Consider the following 21,163-nt stretch of genomic DNA (forward strand, 5'->3'; position numbering starts at 1 on the left):
ACGTTCCCAGTACTTCCCCAAAACGCCCGCCATCCCACAGGATCGCGGGCGTTTTTGCGTTCTGGGCCTTACCGAAAATCCCGGCTGGGCTGCGCCAAGGCCGGCATTGCCCCCCTCATCCGTCTCGGCCCCAGGCCACCCCGCCCCACCTCATCCGCCCGCGCAAGTGCGGTATCGAAGGCCGCGTCATCAAGGCCGCCCAGCAGGTGCGACCCATCCTCGATCCGCCGCGTGATCAAATGGAGGATGGGCACCCGCGCCTCCGTGCGCTCCACCCGCCCCTCGGCCAGCAGCAGCCGGGCGGACACCACTTCTCGCCGGAAGCGGCGCTGCAGGTCGGCATAGAGCACCAGGTTGGCGGTCCCGTGTTCATCCTCCAGCGTGAAGAACATCACCCCCTTGGCGCTGCCGGGGCGCTGGCGCACCAGCACCAGCCCCGCCACGCGCAGCCAAGCCCCCTGCCGCGCCCCGGCCAGGGCGCGGGTGTCGGAACAGCGCATCGCGGCCAAACGCGGGCGCAGCAGCGCCAGCGGGTGCGGCCCCAGCGTCAGCCCAGTGCTGGCATAGTCCAGCACCACGCGCTCACCGGCGCTGGGCAGGGGCAGGCGTGGCGCAGCCTCCCGCATGGGGGCATCCAGCGCCACCTCGCCCTCCACCGCCGCGGCCGCCCAGAGGGCTTCGCGCCGGTCCAGCCCCAGGCCGCGCAGTGCATCCGCCTCAGCCAGCTGCTCCACGGCGCGGCGGTCCAGATCAGCGCGGCGCACCAGCTCTGGCAGGTCCCGGAAGGGACGCGCGGCGGCGATGCGCCGCCCTGCCGCCTCGGACAGCCCCGACACCTGGCGCAGGCCCAGGCGCAGCGCGCCCGCCTCCAAGGTGCAGTCCCAATCGCTGCGCGTGACGTCCACGGGCAGCACCCGCACCCCATGCTCGCGCGCATCGCGCACGATCTGCGCCGGCGCGTAGAAGCCCATGGGCTGGCTGTTCAGCAGCGCCGCCGCGAAGACCGCCGGGTGGTGGCACTTGATCCAGGCCGAGATGTAGACGAGGTGCGCGAAGCTCGCCGCGTGGCTTTCCGGGAAGCCATAGGTGCCGAAGCCCTCCAGCTGGCGAAAGCAGCGTTCGGCGAAGCCGGGGTCGTAGCCGTTGCGCGCCATGCCTTCCAGGAACTCCGCGCGGAACTGCGGCAGGTCGCCATTGCGCTTGAAGGTGGCCATGGCGCGACGCAGCTGGTCCGCCCGCGCGGGGGAAAAGCCCGCGCCCACGATTGCGATCTTCATCGCCTGTTCCTGGAAGAGTGGCACGCCCAGCGTCTTCTCCAGAACCGCCTCAAGCCCCGGGGGCACGTCCCGCGGTTCTTTTTCGTTGCGACGCCGCAGATAAGGATGAACCATGTCGCCCTGGATGGGTCCGGGCCGCACGATCGCGACCTGAATGACCAAGTCATAGAATTTTTCGGGCTTGAGGCGCGGCAGCATGTTCATCTGCGCGCGGCTCTCCACTTGGAACACGCCCAGGCTGTCGGCGCGCGAGAGCATCTCGTAAGTGGGGCCGTCATCCTGCTCGATGTCGTTCAGGCTGCTCTTGCCCAGCATGTGCAGCGCGCGGCGGATGCAGGAGAGCATGCCCAGCCCCAGCACATCCACCTTGAGCATCCGCAGCGCCTCGATGTCGTCCTTGTCCCATTCGATGGTGTGGCGGTCCTCCATCGCGGCGCGCGTGACCACGCAAAGCTCGGTCAGCTTGCCGCGCGTGATCACGAAGCCGCCCACATGCGTGGCCAGGTGCCGTGGAAAATCCTGGATTTCGGAGGCCAGTTCGCAGGCCAGGCGCAGCCGGGGCTCCTCCGGGTCGAAACCCTGCTCCCGCGCGATGCCCTCCCAGCCCAGATCCTCCGAACCCCAGGCCGCCTTGGCGAGTGGCGCGGTGATGTCCTCCGACAGGCCCAGCGCCTTGCCCACCTCGCGGATGGCGCTGCGGTCACGGAAGCGGATGACAGTGGCGGCGATGGCGGCGCGGTCGCGGCCATAGCGGGCGTAGATGTGCTGGATGACCTCCTCGCGCCGCTCATGCTCGAAATCCACGTCGATATCGGGCGGCTCGTCACGGGCTTCGCTGATGAAGCGCTCGAACAGCAATTCGTGCTTGTCGGGTGGCACGGCCGTGATGCCCAGCACGAAGCACACCGCCGAATTGGCGGCCGAACCACGCCCCTGGCAGAGGATGCCCTGGCCACGCGCGTAGCGCACGATCTCGTGCACCGTCAGGAAATAGGGCGCGTAGTTCAGCTTGCCGATGAGGGCGAGCTCATGCGCGATCTGCGCCGCCACGCGCTCCGGCACGCCCCGCGGCCAGCATTCGCGCACCGCGGCGGCCACGCGCGCCTCTAGCGTCTCCTGCGGCGTGCGGCCGGGGTCGAGGATCTCGTCCGGATATTCATAGGCCAGGTCCCGCAGCGAGAAGCGGCAGGTGTCGAGAACCTGATCCACCCGGTCCAGCGCCTCCTCATGCCCCTGGAAGAGGCGGCGCAGTTCCGCCTCGGGCTTGAGGCAGGCCTCGGCATTGGGCTCGGCCGCGAGGCCCAGCCGGTCCACCGTGCAGCCGAGGCGGATGGCCGTCAGCACATCGGCCAGGCGCTGGCGGATGGGAGCGTGATAGCGCACGCCGCCGGCCGCGATCAGCCGCGCTTCGGGGAGGGCCGAGAGGGTGTCGAGGCGGTGGCGGTCGGCGCCGCTGGCGCGATGCGCGGCGGCGAGCAGCAGGGGCATGGCCAGTCGCTCGCGCAGGGCGCGGGCCTCGCGCGCGTGACGGGTGGCGAAGGCGGCGTCGGGCGTGGCGGGCGCGATGCGGGCCAGCACCTGGCCTTCGGCGGCACCGAGCAGGTCCGCGAAGCCCATGGGGCATTCGCCCTTGGGCGCCTCCATCCGTGCGGCGGACAGCAGGGCGCAGAGCCGCCCATAGGCCGCGCGGTCGGTGGGCCAGGCCAGGTATTCGCTGCCATCCGTGAGGCACAGCCGCACACCGGGCAGGAAGCGCAGCCCCGCCTGCTCGCAGGCCACCATGCCGCGCACCAGCCCGGCCATGGAGTTGCGGTCGGCGATGCCCAGCGCGGTATGGCCCAGGGCACGCGCCGTCGCCGCCAGCTCCTGCGGATGCGAAGCGCCGTTCAGGAAGGTGAAGTTCGAGAGCGCCGCCGGCTCACCAAACATCAGGCGCCCCCCCGAAAGCAGGCGCGATCCTCAAGAGCATCCGGCCGCACAGCGGCCGGCGCCGCCCAACCGCCCGCACGGCCCGGCGCATCCGCGGCGCGGCGAAGCCAAGCGGCCGGAGGCCGCGCCCGGCGCTTGAGGGCATCAACACAAATACCCATGCAGGAACCAGCGGGCGTCGGGGGTTCCGGGCTCGCCGCGGCGGCACACCCACCAGCGCGCGCCGGAGGCCAGCTGCACGCGGTAATAGTCGCGCGGCGGGGCCTGGCGGCCGGGTTGCCACCATTCGGGCGTCAGCCGCTCGGGCCCCTCGGCGCTGACCACGCGCTCGGCCCGGCCGCCATGGCGCAGCAGGCTGGGGGGCGCATCCGGCAGCAGCGCCACGGCCTCGAGCGGCAGGGGTCGGCGCAGCAGGCGCAGCGGGCGCGGGGCGGGGGTGAACGGTGCGGCGGGCGCGAAGGGCGAGGCGCGGCGCTGCGCGCGCTCCGGCCAGTGCGAGGCATGGGGGATGAGGCGCCACACCTCCAGCCGCTGACCCAGCCGGTCGAGCAGTTGGGGCAGCGCCTCCTCCGGCCCGGCCTCGGGCGCCAGGGCGGCTTGCTGGGCGTCCAGCCATTCGGTGACGGGGGCGGCCAGCATCATCCGCTCGAAGCCGAATTCGGGGCGCAGCTCCTCGATGCGGCGGGCGAGAAGGCGCTCAACATGGCCAGGGTCGCGGCTGGCCTGGCCAAGGCCTTGGCCCAGCTCCTGCCAGCTCCCGTCGCCGCGGAAGGCGGTGAGGCGGAGCACCCTTGCCCCCTGGCCCTCGGCATTCAGCCCCTCGCACAGCTCGACCACAAGCCGGTGCAGTGCGTGTGCCAGGGCCGGGGCGGTGAGCAGAGGTTCGAGAAAGTCCCGCGCCGCGACATGGCGGGGCGGGGTGCGGATGGGGGTGTAGGGCGCGACGGCGCCGCGCAGGGCGGCGAGCTCCGTCATCAGCACCCCCCCGAAGCGGCGGGCGAGCGGCGCGCGGGGCTGCGCCTCCAGCGCGGCCAGGTCCCGCAGGCCCAGGCGGTGCAGGGCCAGGATGGTCTCAGGCGGCAAGGCAAGGGCGGTGACGGGCAGATGCGGCAGGGCGGCCGCCTCCTCCGCCGGGGTCAGCACGGCGGAGGGGTGGCCCGCGCGTAGCAGCGCACCCAGGGCGGCCGGGGCCGCGCCCAGCAGGCCGGTGGCGGGCAGGCCCGCGCGCTCGAAGGCGGCCAGCACCCGGGCGAGCAGGGCGGGCTCGGCCTCGGGCAGGCCGGTGGTTTCGATCAGCAGCGCGTCAGGACCGAGGCGCCCCACCAGGGGCGAGAAGCGCAGCGCCCAGGCCGCCATCTCGCCGATGCCTGGGCCATGCAGCACCAGGAAGCGTCGGCGCCCCGTGGCAGGTTCGGACGAGGCGGGGAGGGGGGCGGGCGGGCGCAGCCGCCGCTCCGGCATGGGCAGGGGCAAGGCGGGGGTGCGGGCGCAGCGGCGGCCGGCCATCAGGCGCGCCTCCGCTCGGCCGCCGGCGCGGCGGCGGGGGTGGCGAGCTGGCCCGTGGCCTGGTCCCATTCCAGCAGCCAGGTTCCGGGTTGGCCGCCCCGCGCGCGCAGCAGCGTGACCTCCCAGGCGGGAGGGCCCAGATGGTGGGGCGTGGCGGACAGGGCGCGGGGGGTGATGCGCCAGCGGGTCAGGGCGGTGGTCGGGCCGGGGGTGGAGGCCTCCTCCCGCAATAGGAGGGCGATGCCGCCGCCCGTCTCCGCGGCCAGCTGGAGGCGGCGCGCGGCGGTCATGTCCAGGGTGCGGGCGCCCAGCAGCAGCACGGCGGCGGTGGCGGGGGAGCGCAGCGCCTCCTCCGCCGCCCAGAGCGCGTCGCGCTGGCGGGGCGCGCGCAGCAGGAAAAGCCGGGTGGCATCGAGGCCGAGGCCGGCGAGGCCGGGCATGTAGGCGTCGGGCTCGGCCGCGATCCAGAGGGCGGCGCGTCGGGTCAGCCGGGCCTGGGCCCGGGCCAGCAGCAGGGCGGCGAAGGCGGTGGCATGGCCGGGCGCGTCGGAGAGCAGCTCATGCAGCCCCGCGAGGGGCAGGCCGCCCCAGGGGAGGTGCTGGTTGATCTCGGGCGCGAGGGGGAGTGTGGCGCGGTCCTGCGCGGTGCGGTCCAGCCTGGCCAGCCGATCCCGGAGCCTGGCCAGGGCGGCGCTGCGGTTGGGGGGAAGGGTGAGAGGGGCTGACATAAGATTTCATTCTTAGTTGAAGCTATATACCCCCCATTCGTCAAGATAATTAGGATTTATATCAGAATAAGGCCAAGAAGCTGGAATGATTTGCTTGTCCGGCCAGAACGCTCGCCCATCCCACGGGATCGCGGGCACATCCGCGCTCCTGCCTTGGCCTCCCGCCAGCCGCCTGCCCAGCCGGCCACCACGCACGGGATGCGGCGCTTTTCGGGCCCCCGTTCAGCGTATTCGGGACGAGGTCCAGCTTCGGCCGCCGGTTCGCGCGGACCGTCTTGGGATCACCTCGATCAGCGCGCCTTCACGCCACGGCTGATAGCCACGCGCGCCCGGCGCGACAGCGAATTATCCACGAAACCTGTGGGCAAGCCTGTGGGCAAGGCCGTCCGCCTGGTCTTGGAAGCGGCGGGTTTCCTGGCCTCCCTCAGATCTGCACGAAAACGCGGCACAGGGAACATGCGAGGGATTCGAGATGCTTGAAGGATTTCGCTGAGGTGCCCTGGTGGGCGGAAGAACTTGGCGCGCGCGGCTCCGGAGGCCCGAACGGGGCGGCGCGGTCCGGTGGATGACATCCTCGGGACGAAATCCGGGCCCGACGGGGCCCGTGGTTCTCCGATGGCCACAGCCTATCCTTCCGGAAGTCCCTTGGTGCAGTCACTCCCGTGCGCCACCGTGACCTGAAGCGGCCTTTCCTGCCGTCATGCTCCGATTTCCATGGATGGAATCGCCGCTGATCGAAGGTCTAGCGACGGCGCCAGGCCTGGGTCCAACGCTCCACCCGCCCCGCCATGGCCAGGTGCAGCGCCTTCAGCGCGACATTCACCAGCAGAATGGCGACCGCCATGGCGGCGGCGGCGCTGATCTGCCCCGCCTCCTCCATGTGCACCACGGCCACCGAGGCGGGCTTGGTGTCGGGCCCATAGAGGAAGATCACGGCCGAGACCGTCGCCATGCCGTTCACGAAGAGATAGACGAAGATCTCCAGGATGGCCGGCAGGCAGATGGGCAGCGTGACGCGCGTGAAGGTGACCCAGAGCGGCACCTTCAGGCTGGCGCTGACCGCCTCGAATTCCGGGTCGAGTTGCCGGATCGCCGTCACCGCCGCCAAGTGGCAGACGGTGTAGAAGTGCACCAGCGAGTTCAGCACCAGGATGGCCAGCGTCCCGTAGAGGAAGCCCAGCGGGTTCCACGGGTCGTTGAAGAACAGGATATAGGCGAGGCCCAGCACCAGCCCCGGCACGGCCAGCGGGATGGCGGTGGCGAAGCCCACCAGCCGCGGCAGAGGGCCGGAAACGCGCCCGCGCTCCACCATCCAGGCCACCACGAAGATCAGCGCGGTGCCGATCAGCGCCGCCATCGCGGCCATCCGCACCGAGGTCCAGAGGCTGCCCCAGCCCGCGCTGTCGAAGCGCCCAAACTCATAATTGTCGAGGGTGAGTTCGAGGTTCCACGGCCAGAAGCGGATGAAGCTGCCCCAGACGGCCAGCCCCACCACCAGCAGCAACAGTGCCGCGACGAGCGTGCAGAAGGCCAGCAGCGGCAGGTCACGCGCCGGGCGCGGCTTGGGTTCCAGCGGCACCGCGCGGCCCGAGAGGAAGCCGCCCTGGCGCCGCCGCGCCCACTGGTCCAGCAGGAAGGCGCCCACCGCCGGCAGCAGCAGCACGAGGCCCACCACTGCGCCCATGTTGAAATTCTGCTGGCCGACGACCTGCTTGTAGACCTCGGTCGCCAGCACGGGGAATTGCCCGCCGATCACTTTCGGAATGCCGAAATCCGTCACCACCAGGGTGAAGACCACGACGGCGGCCGAGATCAGCCCGCCTTGCGCGCCGGGCAGCGTCACCGTCAGGAAGATGCGCCCCCGCCCGGCCTTGAGCGCGGCCGCCGCTTCATAGAGCCGCCCATCCGCGCCCGACAGCGCCACGCACAAGATCAGCGCCGCATGCGGGAAGCAGTAGAAGACCTGCGCCATGATGATGCCGATGGGGCCATAGAGGCTCTCGCCCATCAGCAGCCCGCGCAGCATGCCCTGGTTGCCGAAGAGGTAGACCAGCGCCAGCGCCGGCAGCAGCGAGGGCGCCAGCACCGGCAGCAGCATCACCGCGCGGAACACGGGCTTGCCCGGCATGCGGGAGCGCGTGAGGGCGTAGGCATAGAGAAAGGCCGCCGGCACCACCAGCAGCGTGGTCAGCGCCGCCGTCCAGAGGCTGTTCCAGGCCGATGCGGCGAGGTTCGGCGTCGCCACGTATTCGGCGAAGTTGGCCAGGCCCACGAAGCCGCTTGAGGCATCCTGGAAGGCGCGCGCGAAAAGCCAGGCCAGCGGCAGGACCAGCCCCAACAGCAGGAAGGCCGCGGCCCCTCCGAGCGCCAGCCTCATCAACCGCTGCTCGTCCGAGGCGCGCGGGCGGAAGCTGCCGCCGTCAGGCATCCGGATAGGTCATGATGCGCTCGGCCGGCACCGCGACCCAGAGGCGCGCGGTATGGCCGAGGCCGAGCTTGCCGATCTCGCTCGAGGGCAGTTCCGCCTCCAGCGCCACGCCCTCGGCCAGCAGATGGACGCGGCAGACGGGGCCGAGGAACTCCACCCCCGTGACCACGGCCTGGAAGGCGCCCTCATGGCCCAGCGCATCATCGCCCAGGCGCACATCCTCGGGGCGGATGAAGGCGTGCGCGGCCTCGCCGGGCGAGAGGGAGGCGGCGGCGGTGGCGGCCAGCGAGACGGGCCCCGCGCGCAGCCGTGGCGTCGCGGCATGCGGGTGTTCCACCTCCGCACGGAAGCTGCCGGTGCGGCCCACGAAGCCCGCCACGAAGGCCGTGGCGGGGCGGCGATAGACCTCCTCGGGCGTGCCGATCTGCTCGATCCGCCCCTCGCGCATCACCACGATGCGGTCGGAGACGGACAGCGCCTCCTCCTGGTCATGCGTGACCATGATGGTGGTGACGCCGAGCGCCTTCTGGAGCGCGCGGATCTCGGTGCGAAGCCGCGCGCGCACGGTGGCGTCCAGCGCCGAGAGTGGCTCGTCCAGCAGCAGCAGCCCCGGATGGTTGGCCAGCGCGCGCGCCAGCGCGACCCGCTGCTGCTGCCCGCCCGAGAGTTGCGCGGGGTATTTGCGCGCGTGTTCCTCCAGCCCGACCATGGCGATGAGCTGTTCCACGCGCGCGGCGGCCTTGGCGCGCGGCCAGGCCGGGCCGCGCAGCCCGTAGCCGATGTTCGCCCGCATATCGAGGTTGGGAAACAGCGCGTAGGACTGGAAGACGATGCCGAAATCGCGCTCGCCGGGCGGCAGGTGGGTGATGTCGCGCCCGGCCTGCACGATGCGCCCCTCGCTCGGCGGGTCGAGCCCCGCGATGGCGCGCAGCAGCGTGGTCTTGCCGCAGCCCGAGGGGCCGAGGAAGGAGACGAACTCGCCCTCGCGGACCTCCAGCGAGACCCGGTCCAGCGCCACGAAGCGGCCGAAGCGCTTCGTGACCTCCTGCACCGTCAGGTAGATGCCGGCCGCGACGGCCCGCGCCGCGAGGTCCAAGGGGCGGGCCTCAGCGCGGGGCGGACTTGCCGTCGAAGCGGCGGGCCCACTCGCGCAGCAGCTCGTCGCGCCGGCCGGCCAGGGCCGCGAAATCCTGGTTCACCAGGCGTTCGGCGAAGTCGGCGGGATAGTTCTGCACGGTGGTCACGGCCTCGGGGTGGGCGACCAGCGCGTAGAAGCGGCCGTAGAGTTCGTTGGCCTCGCGCGACACGGTCCAGTCCACCAGGCGGCGCGCGGCGTCGAGGTTGCGGGTGCCGCGCAGGATGGCGGTGGCCTCCAGGTCGAAGCCCACGCCATCGGTCGGCACGATCACGTCAATCGGCGCGCCCTGGTTGCGCAGCGCCACCGAGCGCATGTCGAAGCTGAGGCCCACCGCGTATTCGCCGCGCGCCGCGTTGTTGCAGGGCGCGCTGCCGGAGTGGGTGTAGACCTGGATGTTGTCGTGCAGCCGCGTCATGAAGTCCCAGGCCGGTGCCTCGCCTTGGCTGCTGATCCAGCCCGCCATGGTCAGGAACCCCGTGCCGGAGGAGGCGGGGTTGGGCATCGCCACCTGGTTACGGAAGGCGGGCTGCAACAGGTCCGCCCAGCTGGTGGGCCGTGGCAGGCCGCGCTGCGCCGCCACCACGCGGTTGAAGCAGATGGCCGAGACGAAGGCGTCCATGCCCGTCCAGGTCATCGGCTCGCGGCTGCTGCGGAAATTGGGGCGAAGGGCGGCCGCGCCGGAGGGCGTGTAGGGCTCCAGCATGTCCTGGCCTTCCAGCGCCAGCAGGCTGAACACCGAAAGGCCCCAGATCACGTCGGCGCGGGGGTTGGCGCGCTCGGCGATCAGGCGGGCGGTGATGATGCCCGTGCTGTCGCGCACCCAGGCGATCTCGATGCCGGGCACCGCGCGTTCGGCCGCAGCCTTGAAGGGGGCGAGCTGCTCGTTCTCCAGCGCGGTGTAGACCGTCAGGCGGGTGCGGCTCTGCGCCTCGGCGGCGCTGCCGAGGGCGAGGAAGGCGAGGCTGGTCAGAAGCAGGCGGCGCATGGGCGGGTCCCTTCGCGGATGACCATCGGAGGTTGCATCCCCACGCCGCCAAGGGAATGTGCGTGGCGTGACATCTGCGTGAAATCCGCCCGCTACTCCAGGGCCAGCAGCAGCGTGCCGTAGAGGGCGGCGCCCAGGGCGAAGCCGCCGAAATGGCTGCCGGCCTCATCCGGCAGCTCTTCCTTCAGCACGTTCAGCACGATGCCGCCCGCGACCAGCGCGAAGAGCGCGTCCACCAACAGCGGCGGCGCGCGGAGGCCAGCCCCCAGCGCGCCGCCCAGCAGCACGGCGCCGGCCAGGACATAGCGGGCCCGGGCCGCCTGGGCGGCGCGATGGCCCACGCGCAGGCTGCTGTCGCTGGCCAGGAAATGCAGCGCCATGGCCCCGGCATAGAGCAGCAGGGACAGCACGCCCTCCTCCTCGCGCTGCATCATCAGGTAGCCGATGGTGAGGCTGTAGAGGGCGAAGGCCGCCACATGCAGGTGAAAGATGCTGGAGTGGGCGCGCCCCTCATCATGGCGGCGCAGCGCGTGTTCCAGCCCGTAGAAGGTGACGAGGCCCGCCAGCGCCAGCGCGAAGAACACCACCTCCGACGCCACGCCCCGCGCCGCTTCCGCCGCCGCCAGCTGCGGCATGAGGTGCAGGAAGATGTAGGCCACGGACGCCCCCGCCGCGGCCGAGCGCCAGGGGTTTCGCAGCGGCCAGCGCCCCCGCGCATGCACGGCGGCCAGCCCCAGGACCAGCAGGGGGGCGAGCCAGGCGGGGGTTGTCGGCACGTTCACGCCTCATCATCCGGCGTGTGGGGCTTCAGCGGCGTCAGCAGATAGAGCGTGCCCGCGGTGAAGACCGTGATGGCCACCGCGATGTGATGCGCGCCCAGCGCCACCGCGGCGCCGATGGCGCCCGTGGCCCAGATGGCGGCCGCCGTGGCGGTGCCATGCACCTCGTCGCCGCCCTTCATGATGGCGCCGGCGCCGATGAAGCCGATGCCGGTGGCGACGCCCGTCAGCACGCGCGCGGCGGCCTCGTTGTCGTGCTCGCTGATGCCCTCGACCGAGAGCATGAAGCCGCAGCTCGCCACCGCCACCAGGGGGAAGGTCCGCAGCCTCGCGCTGCGCGTCGCGCGCTCGCGGTTCCAGCCGATGACGAGGGCCAGCACATAGGCCACCACCAGGTCCCGCATATGCGGCCATGAGGAGGCGAGGAAGCTCGTGACGAAATCCATGGGCGTTCCTTCCGGGGCAGAACACCCGGCAGGCGCGGACGTTGCCCTCAGCCGGACGCGGGCCCCAGCGCGGCGCGCATCAGCGCCATGAGGGTCGCGGCGTCCTCGCGCGGCAAAGCGGCCAGGGTCTGGCGGTGCGCCTCGCGTGCCAGCGGCTCCACCTGGGCCAGCAGTGCACGCCCTGCCTCGGACATGCGGCAGAGCCTGGCGCGGCCATCGGCGTCGTCGCGCCCGCGCGCGATCCAGCCATGCGCCTCCATGCGCGCGAGGGTGGCGGCGGCGGTGCTGCGGTCCAGCGCCACATCGGCGGCGAGCGTGGTCTGGTCGGCGCTGCCGCGGGCGGCGAGCGCGCTGAGCAGGCTGAACTGCACCGGCGTGATGCGGCCCCGCACCTGGGCGGCAAAGAGCGCCAGGTGGAGCTGGTGCAACCGCCGGATGAGCAGCCCGGGGCGTTCCGCAAGCGGCCAAGCGGGGAGGGGGCCTTCTGCCTCACTTCCGGGCGGCATGGGGGCAGAACTGCCCTGATCCTGGGCGGAGGCTCGGGTTTTCATCACAGGCGGGTCCGTATGGCGGTTGCGCGCGGCCATAGGTGAAGGGCACAGATGCTCCGTACACGCAATATCGCGCTGGAGCCCGCCCATGCCCTTGCTGTCCCGCCGCACCGCGCTTGCCGCCGGCACCGCCCTCCTGGCCACACCCCAGATCGCGCGCGCCCAGGCCGCCATCCGGCTGACGCTGCCCTGGCTGGCGCAGGGGTCCACCGCCTATGCCTTCATCGCGCGCGAGATGGGCGCCTTCCGCAGCCGCGGGCTGAACGTGGAGGTGACGCGCGGCTTCGGCTCGGTCGCCGCCGCCCAGGCCCTGGCGCAGGGGCAGTTCGAATACGCCATCGTGGGCGCGGGCCCCATGGTGCTGGCCGCGGCGCGGCAACTGCCCATCACGGGCATGGCCACCGTGAACTACGACATGACCATGGGCATCGCGATCCGCGCCGACAGCCCCATCCGCACCGCGAAGGACCTGGAGGGCAAGCGCATCGGCGCGGTGCCCACCAGCGCGGAATTCCCCTTCTGGCCGGCCTTCGCGCGGCGCGCGGGCATTGACCTCTCCACCGTCACCATCCAGCAGATGGACAACCGCGTGCTGGAGCGGTCCTTGATCGACCGGCAGGTGGACGCCATCACGGCCATCGGCTCCTCCACCATTCCGGTGATGCAGGCGCAGCGGGCGGAGCACCGCTTCATCCCCTATTCCTCGGCCGGGCTGAACTTCTACGCCAACGTGATCTGCACGCGCCCCGAGACGCTGCGCAACAACGCCGCCCAGGCCGAGGCCGTGACCGACGCCCTGCTGGAAGCCGCGGCGCTGCAACTGCGCGAGCCCGACCGCGCGCTGGACATGTTCGTGCGCCAGGTGCCCGAGATCGGCATCACCCAGGGCGGGCGGCAGAACGCCGCCCTGTCGCAGGGCCTGATGCAGTGGACCATGCTCGCGCCCGAGGCCATCGACAACGGCCTGGGCTTCACCGACATGGCCAAGTGGAACGCCATGACCGACCTGGTGATGGAATTCGGCGCGCCGGCCGATGCCCGCCGCCCGGACACCGACGCCATCATCTCCAACCGCTTCGCCGGCCGCATCAAGCTGACCCCGGCGGAATGGGAGGCGCAGCGCACGCGCCTCGCCCCCTTCGGCGCGATGCTCGGCTGATGATCAGCCTGCGTGGAGTCCGCAAGACCTATGCCTCGCCGGCCGGGCCGATCGAGGCGGTGGCCGGTGTCTCGGTGGACATCGCCGAGGGGGAGTTCGTCTCCATCCTCGGCCCCTCCGGCTGCGGCAAATCCACGCTGCTGATGATGCTGGCGGGGCTGGAGAGCATCACCGCCGGCAGCATCACCATCGGCGGCCAGCCCATGACGGGGCCGCGGCGGGATGCGGGGTTGGTGTTCCAGGACGCGACACTGCTGCCCTGGCTCTCGGCCCGCGACAACGTGCTCTTCCCCATCAAGATGATGCGGCTGCCGCGCGAGAAATACGTGGCACGCGCGGAGGAACTTCTGCACTCCGTGGGCCTCGGCGACTTCATGGACAAGCGCCCGCGCGAACTCTCGGGCGGCATGCGGCAGCGCGTGGCCCTGTGCCGTTCGCTGGTCCACACCCCCTCCATCATGCTGATGGACGAGCCCTTCAGCGCGCTGGATGCCATCACGCGCGACGAGATGGCGCTGGTGCTGCTCGACCTCTGGGCGCGGCACCGCAAGACGGGCATCTTCATCACCCACTCCATCCGCGAGGCGGTGCTGCTCTCCGACCGCGTGCTGGTCATGACCAAGCGCCCGGCGGTGGTGGTGGCCGATGTGAAGATCCCCTTCGCCCGCCCGCGCGACGAGAGCGTGCAGGACAGCCCCGAATTCACCGCCATCGTGGCGCGCCTGCGCGGCATGATCGAGCACAGCATCAAGGTGGCGGCATGAGCGCGACGCAACTGGGCGACGTGACGCCGGTGGCCGCGCCGCCCGCCGCCCCCCTCAACGCCGAGAAGCGCGACCTTTCGCGCCACCCGGCCGCGCAGATCGTGCTGCCGGTGGCCTTCGCGGCCGCCGTGCTGCTGCTGTGGGAATTCCTCTGCCGCGCCTATGCGGTGCCGGAGGTGATCCTGCCCACACCATCGGCCATCTATGCGCGCATCATCTCCGCCTGGCCCTTCCTGGTGCAGCACGCCGTGCCGACGGGCACTGAGGCCGCCATCGGCTTCCTGCTGGCCACCGTGCTGGGCATCGCGCTGGCCGTGCTGCTCTCCTATTCGCGTTGGGCCTATGCGGCGCTCTATCCGAACGTGATCTTCTTCCAGCTGATCCCGAAGATCGCGCTGGCGCCGCTGTTCATCGTGTGGCTGGGCATCGGCTCCTCCTCGCGGCTGGCGTTCTCCATGTTCATCGCCTTCTTCCCGGTGGTGATCGCCACGCTGACGGGGCTGAACGCCACGCCCCCCGACATGCTGCGGCTGTGCAAGGCGCTGACGGCACGCTCCTGGCAGGTGTTCCTGTCGGTGCGCTTTCCCTATGCGCTGCCGCACATCTTCTCGGGGCTCAAGATCGCGGTCACCTTCGCCATCATCGGCGTGATCGTGGGTGAGTTCATCACGGCGCAGGCGGGGCTGGGCTACCTGATCCTGTTCGCCTCCAGCCAGGCCGAGACGTCGCTCATCATGGCCTCCATCGCCATGCTCTGCGTGGTGGGGCTCGTGCTCTACGGCGCGGTGGCGGGGCTGGAGCGCCTCATCCTCCGCAAATACGGACACTGACGAGGGAAACGACCATGCAATACGACATCCTGCTGAAGGGCGGACGTGTGGTCTGCCCGGCGAGCCAGCTCGACGGCATCATGGACGTGGCGATCAAGGATGGCCGCATCGCCGCCATCCAGCCCGACATCCTGGCGAGTTCGGCCCGCGAGGTGGTCTCGGTCAAAGACAAGATTGTCCTGCCCGGCATGGTGGACACGCACGCGCATATCTACACCTATGTCTCCGGCCGCTTTGGTTTGCCGGCCGACATGGCGGGCGTGCACAGCGGCGTGACCGCGCTGGTGGACCAGGGCGGTGCCTCCTGCATGACGCTGCCGGGCTTCAACGAGTTCATCGCCAAGCCCGCGCATTCGCGGGTCTTCAGCTTCATCAGCGCCTACGTCGTGGGCGGGCTGGAGGGGCACTACTACCCGACCCTCTACGGGCCGGAGCATGTGGACGTGGACGCCACCGTGAAGGCCGCCCGCGCCAATCCCGGCCTGGTGCGCGGCGTGAAGGCCCATGCCGAGATCGGCAACATGGCGCGCTACGGCCTCGAGGTGCTGAAGAAGGCCGCGCAGATCGGCCGCGAGGCGGACCTTCCCGTCTATTGCCATTTCGGCCAGCTCTGGCCCACGCCCGAGACGGGCAACAACGGCGTGGACCCGGACGAGATCCTGCCGCTGGTCATCCCCCTGCTGCGCCCGGGCGACATCCTGGCCCACCCCTTCACCCGCCACCCCGGCGGCTTCGTGGACCGGCGCACGGGCAAGGTGCACGCCATGGTGCAGGCCGCGCTCGATGCCGGGCTGAAGGTGGATGTCGGCCATGGCAGCCATTTCAGCTTCAAGATGGCGCGCATCAGCCTCGACGCCGGCATCATGCCGGACACGCTGGGTGCGGACATGCACGGCTACAACACGCGCATCCCGGCCCCGCCCGGCACGCCCGCCAACCATTCGGACCCGGAGGAGGACCATCCCTTCACCGGCAAGGCCCGCTTCTCGCTGACGCTGGCGATGAGCGAACTCATGGCGCTGGGCGTGCCCTTCGAGCGCGTGGTGCCCATGGTCACCACCGGCCCCGCCGCCATGCTGAAGCTGGATGACGGCATCGGCACGCTGCGTGTCGGCGCGCTGGCGGATGTCTCGGTGCTGGAGGATCTGCGCGGCCGCTTCAAGATGGCCGACAATGAGGGCACCGAGGTCATCGCCGACCGCCTGCTGCAGCCGGCCTTCTGCCTCAAGGGCGGCGTGCGCTTCGACGCCACCGCGCCCATCCTGCCCGCCGCCATCGCCGCCTGAGACGCATGGGCAAGCAGGGCGTCGGCGCCCCACTGCCGCGCCGGGAGGATGACCGTTTCCTGCGCGGCCGCGGCCGCTATGTCGCGGACATCGCCATGGCGGGCATGCGCGAGGTGGCCTTCCTCCGCAGCCCGGTGGCGCATGGCATTGTGCGCGGCGTGCGGGCACCCCAGGGCAGCATGGTCTTCACCATGGCGGACCTCGACGGCGTGGCGCCCATCCGCGCGCCCTCCGCCCTGCCGGGCTTCCGCCGCACCGATCAATGGCCCTTGGCGAATGGCCGCGTGCGCCAGGTGGGCGAGCCCATCGCCATGGTGGTCGCCGCCACGCGGGCCGAGGCGGAGGACATCCTCGACGCCATCACGCTGGACATCGAGGAGTTGCCGCCCGCCACCGACATGCTGGCGCATCGCGCGGGCCCGCCCATCCATGAGGGCTGGCCGGACAATGTGGTGCTGCATTCCCTGGTGGAGGATGACATCAGCGGCGTGCAGGCGCCCATCGTGGTGCGGCGGCGCCTTCGCACCGCGCGCCAGCACATGGCCCCGCTGGAGGGCCGCGGCGTGGTCGCGCGCTGGGACACGCGGCTGTCGCAGCTGGAGATGCACACCTCCTCCCAGATGGTGCATGTCACCAAGACGGGGCTGGCGGAATGCCTGGGCCTGCCGGAATCCAGTGTGCGGATCATCAGCCCTGATGTGGGCGGCGGCTTCGGCTACAAGGGCATCCTGCTGCAGGAGGAGGTCGCCATCGGCTGGCTGGCCCGCCGCCTGGAGGGCACCCCGCTGCGCTGGATCGAGGACCGCCGCGAAGGCCTCGCTGGCCAGGCCAATTGCCGCGAGCACCATTACGACATCACAGTCCATGCCGACCATGACGGCACCATCCTGGCGCTGGACTGCGAGGCGCATGTGGATGTGGGCGCTTACAGCGCCTACCCCTTCAGTGCCTGCCTGGAGGGTGCGCAGATCGGCTCCATCCTGCCCGGCCCCTATGTGGTGCCGCGCTATCGCTGCCGGACCTGGAGTGTGGCCACCAACAAGCCGCCCATCCTGCCCTATCGCGGCGTGGCACGGACGGGGGTGTGCTACGCGCTGGAAACCACGCTGGACGCGGTGGCGCGGGCAGGGGGACTCGACCCCATCGCCGTGCGGCTGCGGAACCTGCCCGGCCCCGCGGACATGCCCTACACCAACGTCACAAAGAAGATCTTCGACAGCGGCGACTACCCCGAGGCGCTGCGCCGCGCGGCGGAGGCCATGGACCGCGAGGGCTTCGCGCAACGCCAGCGCGAAGCGCGCGACAATGGTCGCCTGATCGGGCAAGGCTTCGCCATCTTTTGCGAGCAGGGCGCGCACGGCACCAGCGTCTATCACGGCTGGGGCATTCCCTTCGTGCCGGGGGCCGAGCCCTGCCAGGCGCGCCTGACGCCAGATGGCGGGCTGGAGTTGCGCGTGGGCGTCCACAGCCACGGGCAGGGGATGGAGACGACCCTCGCCCAGGTGGCGCACGAAATCCTGGGCGTGCCGGTGGAGCGCGTGTGGCTCATCCATGGCGACACGGCGCTGACGCCCTATTCCACCGGCACCTGGGGCAGCCGCTGCGCCGTGATGGCGGGCGGCGCCGTGGCCGAGGCCTGCACCGAGTTGCGCGAACGCTTGCTGCCGATCGGCCGCCATCTGCTCCAGGCGCCTGAAGCCGTGTTCGAGGACGGTGCCGTGCGCGCCGGCGCGGCCAGCGTGAGCGTGGCCGAGATGGCACGCGTCTTCCACCGCGCGCCACAGAACCTGACCGAGGCCATGCAGGCACGCGGCCTGGAATGCACCGCCGGCCACAAGACAATGCGGGACACCGGCACCTTCAGCTACGCGGCCCACGCCGTGGAGGTGGAGGTGGACCCCGCCACCGGCCATGTGGACCTGCTGCGCTATGTCATCGTGGAGGATGGCGGCGTGCTGCTGAACCCGCTGGTGGCCGATGGCCAGGTGCTGGGCGGCACGGCGCAGGGCATCGGCACCGCGCTCTTCGAGGAAATGCCCTATGACGCGGCGGGCCAGCCCCTTGCCTCCACCTTCGCGGACTACATGCTGCCCGGCGCCTCCGATGTGCCGGATATCGAGATCCTGCACATGGAGACGCCCTCGCCCATCAGCCGCTTCGGACAGAAGGGCATCGGCGAGAGCGGCGCCATAGGGCCCCCTGCCGCCATCGTGAACGCCATCAACGACGCCATCGCGCATCTTGGGCGCGAGGTGACGGACATTCCGGCGACGCCGGAGCGCGTGCTGGCGGCGTTGGCCCATCCCGGCCGCCCCGGTCGCGGTGGGGCGGCATGAAGCCCGTCGCCTTCGAACATGCCACGGCCGCGACGCTGGACGAAGCGCGCGCCCTGCTCACCACCGGCGCCAAGCCGATGGCCGGCGGCCAATCCCTTGGCCCCATGCTGAACCTGCGCCTGGTGCGGCCCGAGCGCCTGGTGGACATCAAGCGCGTGCCGGGCCTGCGCGGCTTCACCGAGACCGAGACCCACCTGACCCTCGGCGCCGCCACCACCCATGCCGAGATCGAGGATGGCCGCGTCCCCGACGTGACCAACGGCCTCATGCGCCATGTGGCAGGCGGCATCGCCTACCGCGCCGTGCGCAACCGCGGCACGCTGGGCGGCAGCCTCGCCCATGCCGATCCGGCCGCGGATTGGCCCAGTGTCATGGCGGCGCTGGGGGCCACCATCCTGACCAGCGGCGGGCGGCGCCTCCCGGCGGATGGCTTCCTCCGCGCGCCCTTCACCACCGCGCTCGAACCGGGCGAGATCATCACCGCCGTCGAAATCCCGCGCCAGCCGCCCGGCGCGCGCTGGGGCTACTGCAAGATCAACCGCAAGATCGGCGAATTCGCCAAGGCCATCGGCATCGCCACGCCCACGCGGCTGCTGGCCGGCGCGGTGGAAGGCCCGCCCACCTTGCTGGACCGCGTGGAGGACATTCCCGCGCGCCTGCCTTGGCTCGACCCCGCCGCGCAGCGCCTGGCCGCCATCGCCGTCACCCGCGCCCAGGCCATGAGGGATTCATGATCACGCTGACCGTGAATGGCGAGGCGCGCGACATCGCCGCCCCCGCCCGCACCCACCTGGCCGACGCGCTGCGCGAGCATTGCGGCCTGACCGGCACGCATCTCGGCTGCGAGCAGGGCGTCTGCGGCGCCTGCACCGTGCTGGTGGACGGGCAACCCATGCGCTCCTGCCTCATCTACGCGCATGAGGCGGCGGGGATGGAGGTGACCACCATTGAGGGGCTGGACGAGGACCCCGTCGCCGCTGCGCTGCGCGACGCCTTCAACCGCCACCACGCCCTGCAATGCGGCTATTGCACGCCCGGGATGATGGTGACGGCGCGCGACATCGTGACGCGCCTCGGCGCCGTGGATGAGGACCGCATCCGGGCGGAGCTGGCGGGCAATCTCTGCCGCTGCACGGGGTATCGCGGCATCGTGCGCGCCATCGCGGAGGTGGCGGCCACGCGCCCCGCCCTGCCTGCGCCGGCGCCGCGCCCGGTCGTGGCGGCGCCCGCGGCACCCCCGCCGGTGGCCGTGGCACCCGCCGCCGCGCTGACCAACCGCCTGGAGCACGCCGAGACCCTGGCGCTCGCCCCCGACGCCGCTTGGGCCATCCTCTCCGACCCTGCCCGCGCCGTCGCCTGCCTGCCCGGCGCGCGGCTGCTGCACCGGGAGGGCGAGGCCATCGCGGGCGAAATCCGCGTGGCCCTGGGCCCGCTCGCCGCGCGCTTCGCGGGCGAGGGCACGCTACGTTTCGATGCCGCGACGCGCACCGGCGAGTTGCGCGGCCGCGGCGCGGAGGGCGCCAACGCCGCCGAGGGCGAGGTCATCTGGCGGGTGGAGCCCGACGGCGAAGGCAGTCGTCTGCACCTCGACATCGGCTGGCGGCTGACGGGGCCGCTCGCCCAATTCTCGCGGCCCTCCCTGGTCCGGGGCGTGGTGGCCGGGCTGGCGGCGGATTTCGCCCGCAACCTGGAAGGCGCGGCCCGTGGCCAGGCGCCGCCACCCGCCCCCGGGCTCTGGTCCCTGCTGCGCCGCTTGGTGCGGGGCTGGTTCAGCCGCCGCGCATGAAGCGGCCCTCGCGCCGGGGTTGTGGCTATGGTAAGCGGTGCTTTCCTTTCCCGGAATCGGAGCGCGCCTAATGGGTATCCCCTTGACGCAGCAGGCGAAAGTCGCGGCCTATGTGGTGCGCCAGAAGCTGGCGGGCCGCAAGCGCTTCCCCCTGGTGCTGATGCTGGAACCCTTGTTCCGCTGCAACCTGGCCTGCGCCGGCTGCGGGAAGATCGACTATCCGGACGCCATCCTTAACAAGCGCCTCTCCGTCGAGGATTGCCTGGGTGCGGCCGAGGAATGCGGCGCCCCCGTCGTCGCCATCGCGGGTGGCGAGCCGCTGCTGCACAAGGAAATGCCGCAGATCGTGGAAGGGCTGCTGGCCCAGGGCCGCATCGTCATCCTCTGCACCAACGCCCTGCTGCTGGACAAGCGGATCGAGGCCTACAAGCCGCACCCGCGCTTCATCTGGGACATCCACCTGGATGGCGACCGCGCCCAGCATGACTGGGCCGTCAGCCAGGAAGGCGTCTATGACCGCGCCGTGGCCGCGCTGAAGAACGCGAAGGATCGCGGCTTCCGCACCGCCATCAACTGCACCCTGTTCAACAACGCCGACCCCGAGCGCACCGCGAAGTTCTTCGACGATGTGACGGCGATGGGCGTGGACAACATCATGCTCTCGCCGGGCTACGCCTATGAGCGCGCGCCGGACCAGAAGCACTTCCTGAACCGCCAGGCCACCAAGAACCTGTTCCGCGACATCTTCGCTCGCGGCAAGGGGAAAGGCTGGCGGATGGGCAACTCGCCCCTGTTCCTCGATTTCCTGGCCGGCAACCAGTCCTACAAGTGCACGCCCTGGGGCAACCCCACGCGCAACATCTTCGGCTGGCAGCGCCCCTGCTACCTGCTGGGCGAGGGCTACGCCAAGACGTTCGCCGAGCTGATGGACAGCACCGACTGGGACAAGTACGGCGTCGGCAACTACGAGAAATGCGCCGACTGCATGGTGCATTCGGGCTTCGAGGCGACGGCCGCGCTGGACGCCATCACCAAGCCCTGGAAGGCCGTCGCCGCCCAGCTGCGCGGCCCGCGCACCGAGGGGCCGATGGCGCCGGAGATCGACCTCTCGAACCAGCGCCCGGCCGAATTCGTCTTCTCCCGCCATGTGCAGGAGGCGATGAAGGACATGGCGCATGAGCCGAAGAAGGGTGCGAAGCACGGCGCCACCGCGCCCCAGCAGGCGGCCGAATAAA

At 71.2% G+C, this 21,163-nt stretch carries 17 protein-coding genes; 8 read left to right on the forward strand and 9 right to left on the reverse strand.

All coding sequences use genetic code 11. The features are described 5' to 3' along the window. Positions 1–68: 68 nt before the first annotated feature. From JTN19_RS08930 to JTN19_RS08970, 9 genes are all read right to left on the reverse strand, one after another. A complete protein-coding gene (locus tag JTN19_RS08930) occupies positions 69–3,206 on the reverse strand; it encodes an error-prone DNA polymerase (protein ID WP_206931571.1) in 3,138 nt (1,045 codons plus the stop codon). 144 nt (positions 3,207–3,350) lie between these two features. Then, a complete protein-coding gene (locus tag JTN19_RS08935; protein WP_206931572.1) occupies positions 3,351–4,712 on the reverse strand; it encodes a DNA polymerase Y subunit UmuC family protein in 1,362 nt (453 codons plus the stop codon). Beyond that, on the reverse strand, positions 4,712–5,440 hold the full coding sequence (locus JTN19_RS08940) for an ImuA family protein (RefSeq protein ID WP_206931573.1): 729 nt from the start codon (positions 5,438–5,440) through the stop codon (positions 4,712–4,714). Before JTN19_RS08940 ends, JTN19_RS08935 begins: the two co-directional genes overlap by 1 nt. A 742-nt stretch (positions 5,441–6,182) precedes the next feature. Further along, entirely contained in the window at positions 6,183–7,817 is a 1,635-nt protein-coding gene (locus JTN19_RS08945) for a putative 2-aminoethylphosphonate ABC transporter permease subunit (protein WP_242531006.1), read from the reverse strand. 43 nt (positions 7,818–7,860) lie between these two features. After that, a complete protein-coding gene (locus JTN19_RS08950) occupies positions 7,861–8,964 on the reverse strand; it encodes a putative 2-aminoethylphosphonate ABC transporter ATP-binding protein (RefSeq protein ID WP_206931575.1) in 1,104 nt (367 codons plus the stop codon). A gap of 10 nt (positions 8,965–8,974) precedes the next feature. Then, on the reverse strand, positions 8,975–9,991 hold the full coding sequence (locus JTN19_RS08955; protein WP_206931576.1) for a putative 2-aminoethylphosphonate ABC transporter substrate-binding protein: 1,017 nt from the start codon (positions 9,989–9,991) through the stop codon (positions 8,975–8,977). Positions 9,992–10,083: 92 nt separating this feature from the next. Further along, positions 10,084–10,767 (reverse strand): hypothetical protein, encoded by a 684-nt coding sequence (locus tag JTN19_RS08960; protein ID WP_206931577.1) that lies wholly within the window; start codon positions 10,765–10,767, stop codon positions 10,084–10,086. Between the two features lie 2 nt (positions 10,768–10,769). Then, complete coding sequence (locus JTN19_RS08965) at positions 10,770–11,216, reverse strand: MgtC/SapB family protein (protein WP_206931578.1); 447 nt, start codon at positions 11,214–11,216, stop codon at positions 10,770–10,772. Between the two features lie 47 nt (positions 11,217–11,263). Next, on the reverse strand, positions 11,264–11,644 hold the full coding sequence (locus JTN19_RS08970) for a MarR family winged helix-turn-helix transcriptional regulator (protein ID WP_206931579.1): 381 nt from the start codon (positions 11,642–11,644) through the stop codon (positions 11,264–11,266). A gap of 211 nt (positions 11,645–11,855) precedes the next feature. Here JTN19_RS08970 and JTN19_RS08975 point away from each other — a divergent pair, with 211 nt between their 5' ends. From JTN19_RS08975 to hpnH, 8 genes are all read left to right on the forward strand, one after another. Then, positions 11,856–12,926, forward strand: a complete 1,071-nt coding sequence (locus tag JTN19_RS08975; protein ID WP_206931580.1) for an ABC transporter substrate-binding protein — start codon at positions 11,856–11,858, stop codon at positions 12,924–12,926. Then, positions 12,926–13,690 carry an ABC transporter ATP-binding protein gene (locus tag JTN19_RS08980; RefSeq protein WP_206931581.1) on the forward strand — a complete coding sequence of 255 codons (765 nt, stop codon included), beginning with the start codon at positions 12,926–12,928 and terminating at the stop codon, positions 13,688–13,690. Before JTN19_RS08975 ends, JTN19_RS08980 begins: the two co-directional genes overlap by 1 nt. Beyond that, a complete protein-coding gene (locus tag JTN19_RS08985; protein ID WP_206931582.1) occupies positions 13,687–14,520 on the forward strand; it encodes an ABC transporter permease in 834 nt (277 codons plus the stop codon). Before JTN19_RS08980 ends, JTN19_RS08985 begins: the two co-directional genes overlap by 4 nt. A 14-nt stretch (positions 14,521–14,534) precedes the next feature. Then, positions 14,535–15,806 (forward strand): amidohydrolase/deacetylase family metallohydrolase, encoded by a 1,272-nt coding sequence (locus tag JTN19_RS08990; protein ID WP_206931583.1) that lies wholly within the window; start codon positions 14,535–14,537, stop codon positions 15,804–15,806. Between the two features lie 5 nt (positions 15,807–15,811). Then, positions 15,812–18,142, forward strand: a complete 2,331-nt coding sequence (locus JTN19_RS08995) for a xanthine dehydrogenase family protein molybdopterin-binding subunit (RefSeq protein WP_206931584.1) — start codon at positions 15,812–15,814, stop codon at positions 18,140–18,142. After that, positions 18,139–18,876: an FAD binding domain-containing protein gene (locus JTN19_RS09000; protein ID WP_206931585.1), complete on the forward strand. Its 738-nt coding sequence runs from the start codon at positions 18,139–18,141 to the stop codon at positions 18,874–18,876. The genes JTN19_RS08995 and JTN19_RS09000 overlap by 4 nt, the downstream gene beginning before the upstream one ends. Then, positions 18,873–19,928, forward strand: a complete 1,056-nt coding sequence (locus JTN19_RS09005; protein WP_206931586.1) for a 2Fe-2S iron-sulfur cluster-binding protein — start codon at positions 18,873–18,875, stop codon at positions 19,926–19,928. The genes JTN19_RS09000 and JTN19_RS09005 overlap by 4 nt, the downstream gene beginning before the upstream one ends. A 70-nt stretch (positions 19,929–19,998) precedes the next feature. Then, positions 19,999–21,162, forward strand: coding sequence for an adenosyl-hopene transferase HpnH (hpnH, locus tag JTN19_RS09010; protein ID WP_206931587.1), 1,164 nt, complete (start codon positions 19,999–20,001; stop codon positions 21,160–21,162). Position 21,163 lies beyond the last annotated feature (1 nt).

This window comes from Roseococcus thiosulfatophilus, from assembly GCF_017311575.1.
Lineage (GTDB): Bacteria > Pseudomonadota > Alphaproteobacteria > Acetobacterales > Acetobacteraceae > Roseococcus > Roseococcus thiosulfatophilus.

Bases quoted from the DNA above. Each gene is read 5' to 3' on its own strand.
- JTN19_RS08930 (WP_206931571.1), bottom strand. From the start codon at position 3,206: ATGTTTGGTGAGCCGGCGGCGCTCTCGAACTTCACCTTCCTGAACGGC.
- JTN19_RS08935 (WP_206931572.1), bottom strand. From the start codon at position 4,712: ATGGCCGGCCGCCGCTGCGCCCGCACCCCCGCCTTGCCCCTGCCCATG.
- JTN19_RS08940 (WP_206931573.1), bottom strand. From the start codon at position 5,440: ATGTCAGCCCCTCTCACCCTTCCCCCCAACCGCAGCGCCGCCCTGGCC.
- JTN19_RS08945 (WP_242531006.1), bottom strand. From the start codon at position 7,817: ATGAGGCTGGCGCTCGGAGGGGCCGCGGCCTTCCTGCTGTTGGGGCTG.
- JTN19_RS08955 (WP_206931576.1), bottom strand. From the start codon at position 9,991: ATGCGCCGCCTGCTTCTGACCAGCCTCGCCTTCCTCGCCCTCGGCAGC.
- JTN19_RS08965 (WP_206931578.1), bottom strand. From the start codon at position 11,216: ATGGATTTCGTCACGAGCTTCCTCGCCTCCTCATGGCCGCATATGCGG.
- JTN19_RS08975 (WP_206931580.1), top strand. From the start codon at position 11,856: ATGCCCTTGCTGTCCCGCCGCACCGCGCTTGCCGCCGGCACCGCCCTC.
- JTN19_RS08980 (WP_206931581.1), top strand. From the start codon at position 12,926: ATGATCAGCCTGCGTGGAGTCCGCAAGACCTATGCCTCGCCGGCCGGG.
- JTN19_RS08985 (WP_206931582.1), top strand. From the start codon at position 13,687: ATGAGCGCGACGCAACTGGGCGACGTGACGCCGGTGGCCGCGCCGCCC.
- JTN19_RS08990 (WP_206931583.1), top strand. From the start codon at position 14,535: ATGCAATACGACATCCTGCTGAAGGGCGGACGTGTGGTCTGCCCGGCG.
- JTN19_RS08995 (WP_206931584.1), top strand. From the start codon at position 15,812: ATGGGCAAGCAGGGCGTCGGCGCCCCACTGCCGCGCCGGGAGGATGAC.
- JTN19_RS09000 (WP_206931585.1), top strand. From the start codon at position 18,139: ATGAAGCCCGTCGCCTTCGAACATGCCACGGCCGCGACGCTGGACGAA.
- JTN19_RS09005 (WP_206931586.1), top strand. From the start codon at position 18,873: ATGATCACGCTGACCGTGAATGGCGAGGCGCGCGACATCGCCGCCCCC.
- hpnH (WP_206931587.1), top strand. From the start codon at position 19,999: ATGGGTATCCCCTTGACGCAGCAGGCGAAAGTCGCGGCCTATGTGGTG.